Here is a 9,417-nt window from a genome sequence, read left to right as displayed (position 1 = left end):
CAAGTTTTCCGTTGTTTCCCCATGATGCTCTCCAGTGTGCTCGTCCCTCGCTTCAAAAGGGTCAAGTTCTAGAAGTCATTCCTGGAGCATTACCGATGGATCTGCTCGAGACGTTGCTGGCCCACAACAAGGGAACTACGAAACGGTTGATCGAACAGAGTGCGCCACTCACCAAAGTGCAACTGGACGAGGGATTTGATCTGGGATTGCGGACCGTGTGGCTCACCGCTGGTCAAGCACCGGATCGGGCGGGCAGATTGAGCGTGTCTTCTGCAATGAGTTTTGGTGTTGTTTTAAGGCGTAAGGATGAATTCCTGTCCATGACGTTGGCGGACGCAAGAGCTAGCGCTTTACCTTGCCCAATATCAGTGAATTATTTCCCAGAAAGAGTCGATCTTCATTAGTGCAGGTAATGGCGGTTATCTGCACTAATGAAGGATCAGAGGGTGAACACCTGACTGAACTGTCCACCAGAATTCATCCCTCATCTTTAATCAATCTGCTGTGGACACATCGGTCAATGTGACGGTTTTGGGGTTTCTGTGCGAAGACGAACGCTGAAAGGAACACCCACTGGCCCCATTAGCAGCTAGTTCAGTCAGGTGTTCACCCTCTGATCCTTCATCAGTGCAGATTGACGCTTGTACCCATCACAACCGCTACTTCAATCGTTTAGGCCATTCAGATGATCCACCAAGTTGCGTGTGTTCGGAGCGATATATTTGAGGGTGGTATTGATATTTTTGTGACCCAAGTAGTTGGAGATTTCCAGCAGACTGACCCCTTGATCATGGAGCCGAGTCGCAAAAATGTGCCGAAAATCTCTTGGAAGATAGCGGACGTCTTCGGGCAAGTTTCCCTCAGCACGAAGAATGTTCTGAACAGCATCTAACCAGTGGATCATGGCAACGTTGCCTAACCCAATCTGAATATTCATGCCGTGCCGCTGCAGCAAGAGCTGAGCATTGAGGGCAAATTTTCCGTAGGACATTTCGAACCGGTCGACATAGGGATAGTCTGCTAAGTCTCCTTGCATCCGCTCGATAATTTTTGCAATTACTTCCGCAGCACGCGATGACAGATCAATAATTCTGGGTACGATAATCTTGGCAGACGGCACGAAGAGGGAGGGCACCACTTCACCGTTCTCACTGGTTCGTGGCTGAATGTCTGAGACTTGAAGTCGATAAAGCTCAACTGGTCGCAGACCCGTTTCCAAGAACAATTCGACACAAGCCCAGCACCAGAACGCCCTTTCCTCTTCGTCCTCCAGATTGATGTACACCTTTGGGTTCGCGCCGACCTCGTCCATCATGGTGTAGGTGACTCCATAAGGATTCAAGTACTGTTTATTAACTGCAGTTCGCCGATAGGTGGTGTGGCCTCTCTCAATCGTCTGATCCACCTCAAGCTGTCGGGCACGCTCCAAGAAGACCACCGTATCGTTGTGATGCTGTTTGAGGGCCTTGCGAAATCCTCCACCATGGTTGACAAGCAAGCGGGTAAGGTTTTGCCGAACCTGTTTGGGTGTTTGTGCTTGGTTGGCAGCAACTTGTAGTTCACTTCTTTGAATGGGCGCATAAGCTTCATGTGTTCCCCAATGTTCAGGGTCATCCAAGGCCAACGAGTTGAGGTATCGGTAAAAGGTTCGAACCACCCTGAGCGTTTCGGCTGGGATAGTCAACACTTGATTTCTTTGGATTGTTCTGATCGAATCCTTCCATAAGGCCATCACAGGATGCGGGACAAGAAAAGTCTCATTCACTGTGGCATGTTCTGTGACGAACTGCCAAAAGGCCAACAGTTTGTGCGTTTGAACTCGAAAAACCGATTGAACTACTTGAATTTGACGTTCGCTGAGATAATTGTGTAATACCTCTCTATGAAAAGGACTAACGATCTTATATTGATCTAAGAGTTTGTCAACCAAAGCTGGCCCATTTAAAGATTTTTTTCCTCGAGGTTTGGGATCTTCAGTGACAATATCTAAGGCCCTCAGCACAAAATGCAAGGTATTGCAAGAGATCCTATGGCTAGGGTCAGTGCGATTCTCTTCGTATTCCATCAGATCTGCGTGACTGAGAGCAGACAATGTTTTGCCTGTGTGGATCGCAATATAAGAAAAGGTGAAAACAGCATTGTAAGACGCTCGGTGATTAAATTTCAATGTTTTGGCGGTTTCAAGGATCCGTTGGACATCTACCTTATCTGGCCCCTCTTCAAAATACTTCAGCATGCCGTTCCAGGGGGTCGCATGTAACCAAGCGTAGCTTGGTTGCAGTATGCGTAGAGCAATCAAAGCCGATAAGGCACGACGAATCCTGTAGTAACGCTGCTGATCGGTCACCCACTCGATTTCAGGCCATGCCTTGAAATCGGCCTCAGCCACTAGCCACCGTGCTTGCCACGTTTCTCCGGGATACGTCTCCAGCCATTCCAGCAAATGCTGTGCTCCATACGTGTACGTTCTCGCCGGGTTATAGGCATTGGTGTGCTCTAAGCCAAACTGCCGGATTATCGCCGTTAGCTGCGCGACGGTGGGGTAAATCTGAACCGTGAGAATCATCGGCTAGACCGTTTGCGGGCGAAAATACGCGCCAGCACCTCAGGGTCATAAGAGGTGGAAGGGGGTGGCAGTTCAGGTTCCACCTGATTGAAATGGCGATGCAAGCCCAACCGATTGCTGCGTCCAGACTCCAAGTAGCGTTGGGTCGTTGCTACCTGCGCATGCCGGAGGTGTGTAGCGATCTCAAGCAACGAAAGCGACGAATCCATCGCCAGATGTGTGGCACAGGTTGCCCTCAAATCATGTGCCGAAATATTGCTGCTCAATTTTTCGTTCAATCGGCGTAGGACAGCTCGTAGTCCTGAGTAGGTCAAGATTTCACGTGGTTCCCGGCGCATGAGCCAAACGGGTTCATGCGCCGCAGCAGTCTTTATCCGCCTACCCAAGTAGGTACGCAGCAGAGCAAGAAAATGTGCAGAGACCGCGACTTCCTGTTTGTCCTGTCGTCCTTTGGTGTGCAGCAAGAGGGTTTGCTGTTGCCAATTGACGTCCCCGAACGTGAGTGCCAACATCTCTTCAGCGCGCGCTGCTGAAACGTACAAACCCTCAATAAGTGCGGCATCCCGGTCGTTGTTAATCTCAGCCCGCAGTGCCTGCATCACTATTTTTGAAAGACCATGTGCCAAGCGTTGGGGATTGCGTTGACGCAGATGGGCAGCAGAACTGCTGGATCTCATCCCCCACACTCCACTCTTGTATTCTGAGGTTTCTCCTTTCATCCGCACAGGGTGCCGGGTGGGGCCCACATCATTTAAGATCAAGATGTCGTAGAACTGAGTGATGACCGAGATCCGCAGGTTGACGGTAGCCATCTGGTAACCATTAGGTAAATAGCGCTTTCCAGTGACTGGATTGACACTGCCTGCCTTAGGCGTGCCAGCACGGCGGACGCGCTGAAGGTTCTGTTTGCCTTTGAGCTCAAGAATGTACTGAACCACGTGTTTGCGTTGTACGTCGTTCAACTCAAGAGCGTGGCGCCCTAGAAATCGATACCAATCCAAAAGGGCATATCCATAAGTACGCAGCGTTGCTGTGCTGTTGGTTCGGCTGCACACTTCCTTGAGAAAGAGATCAGCCTCCGCGATCGGTTGTTGATGAGCATTTAAAAGTTGAAAGTACGGTTGAATGCCTGGGGTGGCCCACATTGAACAGAGCGGTAGCTGATCCATCATGAGATCGGGCCCTCCCGAGCCAATGGTGCTTGAGTTAAATGTCGATGTTTAAGTGGCAACATACTCTTGTTCGTACGCCAGGGGCAACAGCGAGCAAGATCTACCAGCACTAAGGCCATCAATCGGACAAATCTATTGACTGAGGTAGGTGCAATGGAGGTGAGTCAATTCCTCCACACCTCCTTCTGGCCAAAATTTCTACGTGTGGCTCCTAGACGCTAACAGGCCAAGGCTTCTGTCGGGCTGACTCCATTTCGCAGACCGCTGAGCAGATGCGCCATCAGCGGGTTAAGGACGGCTAATTGAATTTGTATCAAATTAGATGTCATCTAATTTGATACATTATAGCATCTATGTCATTACCTCTTCCCCTGCTCGCCGCCACTGGCATCCGGCAGGTGATTCCAGAGCGCCCTTCGCATCTTTGGTTGGCCCTAGACACTGGACAGGTTCTCTTGATGGATTGTCAGCGGTTGCAGCAAGCTCACGCCGCTTCCTGGACCTGGGAAAGTTGGTCCCGAGTGCAACTGGCGCCCGATGGTCAACTCCTGAGTTGGGCAGATGATTTGGAACTGAGTCTCCACACCATTCAAGTTGAGGCTCATGCAGGTTTCTATGTTGGGATGCTGCAGCTCATGTCCATCCTGAGTTCAGCTGCGCTCTACCGGCCACTTCGGGGATACCTTAAACCTGTATCCGACCAAGCAGTTTCACTTCGTCTTCTTCTCGCTCGGCTGAACATTGATGAGTCTACGTTGGCCGCTTTTCAACAGCATTATCCTGTGTCAGCAGCTCTGCTTCATCGTCGCCTGCTGGATTTAGTCTTGGCTTTGTCTCAGGCCTATTCAATTGCACAGCGAGAGATTCATCAGTTGCTGCGTTGGCATTGGCATGGTTCTGTGGGGCGTAGCGCTCTCCTCTGGCCCACTCCGCTGGCCGCTATCCAAAGTGGAGATCTACATGTGGTCGAAGCCAACCTGTATCCGCATCCGTTTCGCCTGGGACGGACGTGAGCGTCGGCAGTCCCCGCTCTGTGCCAACTTGCACAGACCACTTTCCCGGGAGGATTGAAGCAGTGGTTGAACCGGGTCAATAACAAGTGTGGGTTGCTTTCAAGCTGCAAAAGGTTACTGAATCAAACTGTCATCTCTCTTGGCCTGTAAAGGTCATGCTTCACTGCCCTTGCCGGGCCTTATGGCCCGCGTCAGGATGGACACTTGGTGTAGAACCAGAGTGACCAGTTGGGGGACGGCGCAACCGCTTCTTGGAGGGCCTGGCAACCGCACACCTTGGTTGAGCAACAGGAGCCGAAATGAATAGCGTATAGGTTGGGTTGCTCTTCGCCTTGCCTACAGGGCGAGGGTGGAGTCAGTGCGACGTGCCTACAAGTCGAATGCTACCCGTTTGGCGTTGATCCGGGCGACCTCATCTCAGGCAACAGCTCTTGTAGGCGGCTTCCTAACGCACGGGCAATCCGTTCATAGGTGTAAATGCCTGCATTAAGCTGTCCCTTTTCAATCTTCCAGAGGTGGGTGCGGTGGATGCCCACAGTATCGGCTAAACCCTCTAGGCCGATCTTCTGGGCTTGTCGTTGAGCGCGGATCCGGAGGCCCAATTGCTGCAGGTAAACCTCTTCCAAGTTGAGAGTAGGGTCAGGGGACAGGCCAGCAGACATGGCCCAAGGCTTCATGCAGATACCCCCTCTCGCCTACTTCATATTTGGTGTCACCATATTTGATACGTTGTGAGCATGCCCGGAGCCGATCCTGCCACTGTTTCAGACCGATCTGGTGTTGTCCCCTCACACCCAGAGTGGAAGGGCATCAGTGAGGTGCTGCCGGAGCCAGGGCGTGCTCAGGTGTGGGTGACCTTCGACGAGCAAGAAACGCGCTTGCTGGATTTGACAGCGCTGCTCAAGCACGAGCGTTTCCAAGCGCTCCGCTTGCGTGACCTGTTTCGGGCGGTGCGAGTGACGCCTGATGGACAGTCCATTTGCTGGCCAGCTGCCGTGCGATTGGGCCACCAAGACCTTCTCGGGCCAGCCGCAGAGCAACTGGGGGTGGCGACTCTAAGTGTCTTGTCCCCCAACTCGCGATACCGTCCACTCCTGCCATACCTGCACTACCAACCGCAGAAGGGGTATTTGCCGCCCTATCCGGCTGAGGCCCTGGTGGTGCAGCGCCTGCTTCAGGTCAAGCCCGGTGAACTGCGGGACAGTGTGGAGGCGCTCCATGCCCCGGCAGACATCGCCCTGGCCCGCTTATCTGACCTGGGGGCCTTCATGTCGCAATTGTTTTCCCCAGACCCCCTGTACGCCCTGTTACGGCGTCCCTGGCATTACGGCACGCAACAATGTCCCGATCAGGTGCTCCTGCACACCATGCTTGGTTGCCTGATGCGGGGGCGGCCCGATCTGATTGAACGGCCCTGCATGGTCATCGCGACCGGGGGAGGCCCGTGAATGATCAGATCCCGGCCAAGGCCGGAGGCGTATGTGCTGCACCGCCTCCCTGACCAGACCCTTTGCCGCTGACCACCTGCCCGCGCTGCTGTGGGGGAATTGGCGCTACAGCATTCAACAATGCCTTAACCAAACGCTGCTGCACTCTATGCTGGGCTGTCTGTGACACGGGCAGTCTCACTGGATTGACCGACCCTGCTTGCTCTGAGCGGTAGGCGGCTCAGTGTCGACAGGTGATCCTTTCAGAGCCGTGCATGGTCAAGGTTGAAGAGAGGGTGACTGACATGAAGAACATCCAATCAGTGTCTGTCCACACAGATGAGAAAACGGATTCTCTCCTACTCCAAAAAGAAGACGAAGCGGCCCGGTTTTTGTTAGAACAAACTGTTTGCGCCCTGCGCCCTGATCGAGACAACGAAGGAGCAATTTGCGCTGTTGCCGACCAACACTACATCCTCCTCACCAAGATGGTGCGTACACATGCTCACCTTGACTACCGCGTCATAACTGACATTGTGTGTGGTATTGCTAGTGCTTGGACGCTGCATCCAGAAGCGGCAGAGCAAGCTCTCCTCATGGCGCTGGCTCGCCCAGAGGCTCTAATCCAAGAAGAGGCCCTGCATGGCCTTGATAGGATGTGGAGAGTGGGAGGCGCCTCAGAGCAGATGCCTGCCCAAGTGAGAGCACTTTATTTGGCAGTTCCCAAACCCACGTGGGCTATGTGAGCTGGAGTCAGGTCAGCGGAATTCAAGTTGCTCTTCTCCTGATGCAGCGTCTCTGGAGTTGTTCCTTCAGACCACAGTGAATAAGGGCACCACCACATCTCGCCCTTCTGGATTCACCAAGCCGCTGACACTTACCCCCAACAGCCGCACCGCACGGCTGCCCACAAAATCTACCGTCAGCAGATGCCTCGCCACCCGTTCCAGTTCGGCAGCCGACTGCACTGGAGCGGGCAGACTTAGCTGGCGGCTGACCAGCTCGAAATTGCTGAACTTCACCTTGATGGCCACGACCCGTCCGGCCAGGCCGTGTTTGATCAATCGCCGACTCGTCCTTTCACAGAGTCCCGTCAGCTGATTGTGCATGTTACCGAGTCCCTGCAGATCCGTATCTTAGGTATCTTCCGTTCCGACGCTTTTGCGGTCGTCACTGGGATCCACGGGCCGGTCATCCTGTCCCCGCGCAATGGCGTACATATGCGCCCCCTGCACGCCAAAGGTGGTCGTTAGTTCCGCCAATGACAACTGTCGCAGGTCGGCTCCCGTCTGGACGCCCATGCGCTGCAGTCGCGCGGCAGTGACCGGCCCGATGCCGAAGAAGTCCTCGACAGGTAGTTTGGCAATCAAGGCATCCGCCTTTTCTGGCAGGATGACGGTCAGGCCGTCCGGCTTGTTCATACCGCTGCCGAGTTTGGGCAGCATCTTGTTCACACTGACCCCCGCAGAAACGGTTAAACCTCCTGTGCGGGCAGGAACCAAGTGCCGTATTTCCTGAGCGATCCGCGTGGCACTGGGCGGGCCCTGCTTGGGTTCGGTGAGATCCAGGTACGCTTCATCCAGGCTCAGCGGTTCGACCAAGTCTGTGAACTCCCGGAAGACACCCTGAATGATCTCACTGGCTTCGCGGTAGGCGTCCATGCGGGGTTCGACGACGATCAAGTGTGGACAGCGCGCCAGAGCCGTTCGGAGGGGCAGGGCGTTGCGAACGCCATACTGGCGGGCCTCATAGGTGGCGGTCGTGACCACGCTCCGGGGCCCGTGATAGGCCACAGCGACGGCCTGGCCACGCAGTGCCGGGTTGTCCCGAAGTTCCACGCTCGCAAAAAATGCGTCTGCGTCCACATGCACGATCTTGCGCATCTTGAAGGTTCAGATTAACAAGCTCAGCGAGCACATACCGTGAACGGAAGCTTACGCCTAGTCTTCGCGCAGCATTTCACTGAGGGAAGTGTTTAACGCTTTTGCAATTTTTTCCATGTTGTCGACACCGACATTGCGTTCCGCACGCTCGATGGAGCCTACGTAGTTGCGGTGCAGCTTGGCTTGGGCGGCCAGTTCTTCTTGTGACCAGCCCCGCTCCTGGCGGAGGCGCAGCAGGGCGGCAGCAAAGCGTTCTCGGGCACGGTGGGGGGAGGCAGACACTGCCACAACTATGAGCCGGGCCGAAGATTAGAAGTCTACAGTACATCGTGTTGAACACTATCTCTGGTATCATTCGGCATGCGTGCTCGACAGCGATTTCTAGGCCTCCTTCCAGATCATCGTCTACGAACAGACGAAGAAGTGATGCCCCCAGAGCACGTCCAATTTGCTTCGGAAGCGCGCCGCCAGCTGCTGGAGCAGCTCTATGCTCCGGGCCGGCTGCGTGGGGGACTCCTGTTTGGCTCATTGAGAGACGGCGTTCTGGACGTGCTGCTCGCAAGTCCAAGCGGCTTTCCTTGGTGGTATGCCGATGCTGATGCAACGGTCTTGACCGTTGACGAGCGTTACGCGTTTGGATGGAGCGATTGCGTAGCCGCAGTGCATGGAGAGCAGGTTGACTGGCAGGGCAACTGGATTGCCTATCCAAACAGCTCTCTTCCAGACATCCGGGAAGATCTGACGTGGCTGCATTTGGGAGCTTCGCAAGGCCTCTTCGATGGCTGTCATATTCTGGTGGTGGTGGGATGGGACAAGGGAACGCTGGCTGGTCGGGCCTATAGTTTTGACGCTGGCGAATCTCAAGCACTGGAATGCAATCTAGGCAAGATGAGCTGAGTCGGAGTTTCTGATGGTCCGATGGCGTGATGATTCTTCACTCGCAAGCCACTATCTTTCAAGGCTCCTGCGATAGGAAACCGAGACCCTGACTATCCTTTGTAACTAACGACATGCCACTTGCATGCCCGTTAATCCCTTGCTTTTGCTGTACGCTTTGTGTGGAGCGTGGCCGTAGCCCTTCCCCCTCGCATCTGTCCTTCCAGGCAGACATGGCAAACCGCGGCGCAGTACCCCAGATTACCCTGCTCTTTTCAGCCGGGTCGCAAGATGGGAAGGCGAGGACTCATCCTTAGGCACATGCCGCGACCCTCTTTCGCTGAGAGGACACCATGGCAAATCAAAGTATTTACAGCCTTCAGGGGGTAGTGCTCCAAAAAATTCTTCAAGCGGCGTTGCGAGCCTTCGCCGATGAGGTGAGTGTAGACCAAGGCGTGGCGTAACCCAGCGCCGAGTGAC

At 54.3% G+C, this 9,417-nt stretch carries 11 protein-coding genes; 5 read left to right on the top strand and 6 right to left on the bottom strand.

Annotation, left to right across the window (positions count from 1 at the left end; all coding sequences use genetic code 11):
- A partial coding sequence (locus F561_RS29345; protein WP_425386980.1) for a hypothetical protein occupies positions 1-404 on the top strand: 404 nt, incomplete at its 5' end.
- A gap of 260 nt (positions 405-664) precedes the next feature.
- On the opposite strand, the gene F561_RS0123640 is transcribed toward F561_RS29345, so the two are convergent.
- Positions 665-2,566 (bottom strand): site-specific integrase, encoded by a 1,902-nt coding sequence (locus F561_RS0123640; RefSeq protein ID WP_019012440.1) that lies wholly within the window; start codon positions 2,564-2,566, stop codon positions 665-667.
- Positions 2,563-3,738, bottom strand: coding sequence for a tyrosine-type recombinase/integrase (locus tag F561_RS27595; RefSeq protein ID WP_019012439.1), 1,176 nt, complete (start codon positions 3,736-3,738; stop codon positions 2,563-2,565). The genes F561_RS0123640 and F561_RS27595 overlap by 4 nt, the downstream gene beginning before the upstream one ends.
- A gap of 353 nt (positions 3,739-4,091) precedes the next feature.
- Between F561_RS27595 and F561_RS29340 the strand changes: the two genes are divergently transcribed.
- Positions 4,092-4,751 (top strand): DUF2442 domain-containing protein, encoded by a 660-nt coding sequence (locus F561_RS29340; RefSeq protein ID WP_157452149.1) that lies wholly within the window; start codon positions 4,092-4,094, stop codon positions 4,749-4,751.
- A 383-nt stretch (positions 4,752-5,134) separates the two neighbouring features.
- Here F561_RS29340 and F561_RS0123630 read toward each other — a convergent pair whose 3' ends face one another.
- Positions 5,135-5,413 (bottom strand): helix-turn-helix domain-containing protein, encoded by a 279-nt coding sequence (locus tag F561_RS0123630; protein WP_019012438.1) that lies wholly within the window; start codon positions 5,411-5,413, stop codon positions 5,135-5,137.
- Positions 5,414-5,488: 75 nt separating this feature from the next.
- Between F561_RS0123630 and F561_RS0123625 the strand changes: the two genes are divergently transcribed.
- Together F561_RS0123625 and F561_RS0123620 are read left to right on the top strand one after the other, a co-directional pair.
- Positions 5,489-6,199: a DUF2442 domain-containing protein gene (locus F561_RS0123625; protein ID WP_083922632.1), complete on the top strand. Its 711-nt coding sequence runs from the start codon at positions 5,489-5,491 to the stop codon at positions 6,197-6,199.
- Positions 6,200-6,483: 284 nt separating this feature from the next.
- On the top strand, positions 6,484-6,924 hold the full coding sequence (locus F561_RS0123620) for a hypothetical protein (RefSeq protein WP_157452148.1): 441 nt from the start codon (positions 6,484-6,486) through the stop codon (positions 6,922-6,924).
- A gap of 66 nt (positions 6,925-6,990) precedes the next feature.
- Here the strand turns inward: F561_RS0123620 and F561_RS30230 are convergent, their stop codons facing one another.
- Genes F561_RS30230 through F561_RS0123610 form a run of 3 tightly spaced genes read right to left on the bottom strand, consistent with a single transcriptional unit; the run spans position 6,991 to position 8,343 of the window.
- Positions 6,991-7,305, bottom strand: a complete 315-nt coding sequence (locus F561_RS30230; RefSeq protein ID WP_281166619.1) for a DinB/UmuC family translesion DNA polymerase — start codon at positions 7,303-7,305, stop codon at positions 6,991-6,993.
- 9 nt (positions 7,306-7,314) lie between these two features.
- The gene (gene dinB, locus F561_RS26750) at positions 7,315-8,061 is read right to left on the bottom strand and encodes a DNA polymerase IV (RefSeq protein ID WP_019012434.1); all 747 of its coding nucleotides are present in this window, start codon (positions 8,059-8,061) and stop codon (positions 7,315-7,317) included.
- A gap of 57 nt (positions 8,062-8,118) precedes the next feature.
- A complete protein-coding gene (locus tag F561_RS0123610; protein WP_019012433.1) occupies positions 8,119-8,343 on the bottom strand; it encodes a helix-turn-helix domain-containing protein in 225 nt (74 codons plus the stop codon).
- 78 nt (positions 8,344-8,421) lie between these two features.
- Between F561_RS0123610 and F561_RS0123605 the strand changes: the two genes are divergently transcribed.
- On the top strand, positions 8,422-8,958 hold the full coding sequence (locus F561_RS0123605; RefSeq protein ID WP_245556627.1) for a hypothetical protein: 537 nt from the start codon (positions 8,422-8,424) through the stop codon (positions 8,956-8,958).
- Positions 8,959-9,417: the final 459 nt, after the last annotated feature.

Origin of the sequence: Deinococcus aquatilis DSM 23025 (assembly GCF_000378445.1) — a bacterium.
GTDB classification, from domain to species: Bacteria; Deinococcota; Deinococci; order Deinococcales; family Deinococcaceae; genus Deinococcus; species Deinococcus aquatilis.
This window is presented reverse-complemented; position numbering and strand designations above follow the sequence as displayed.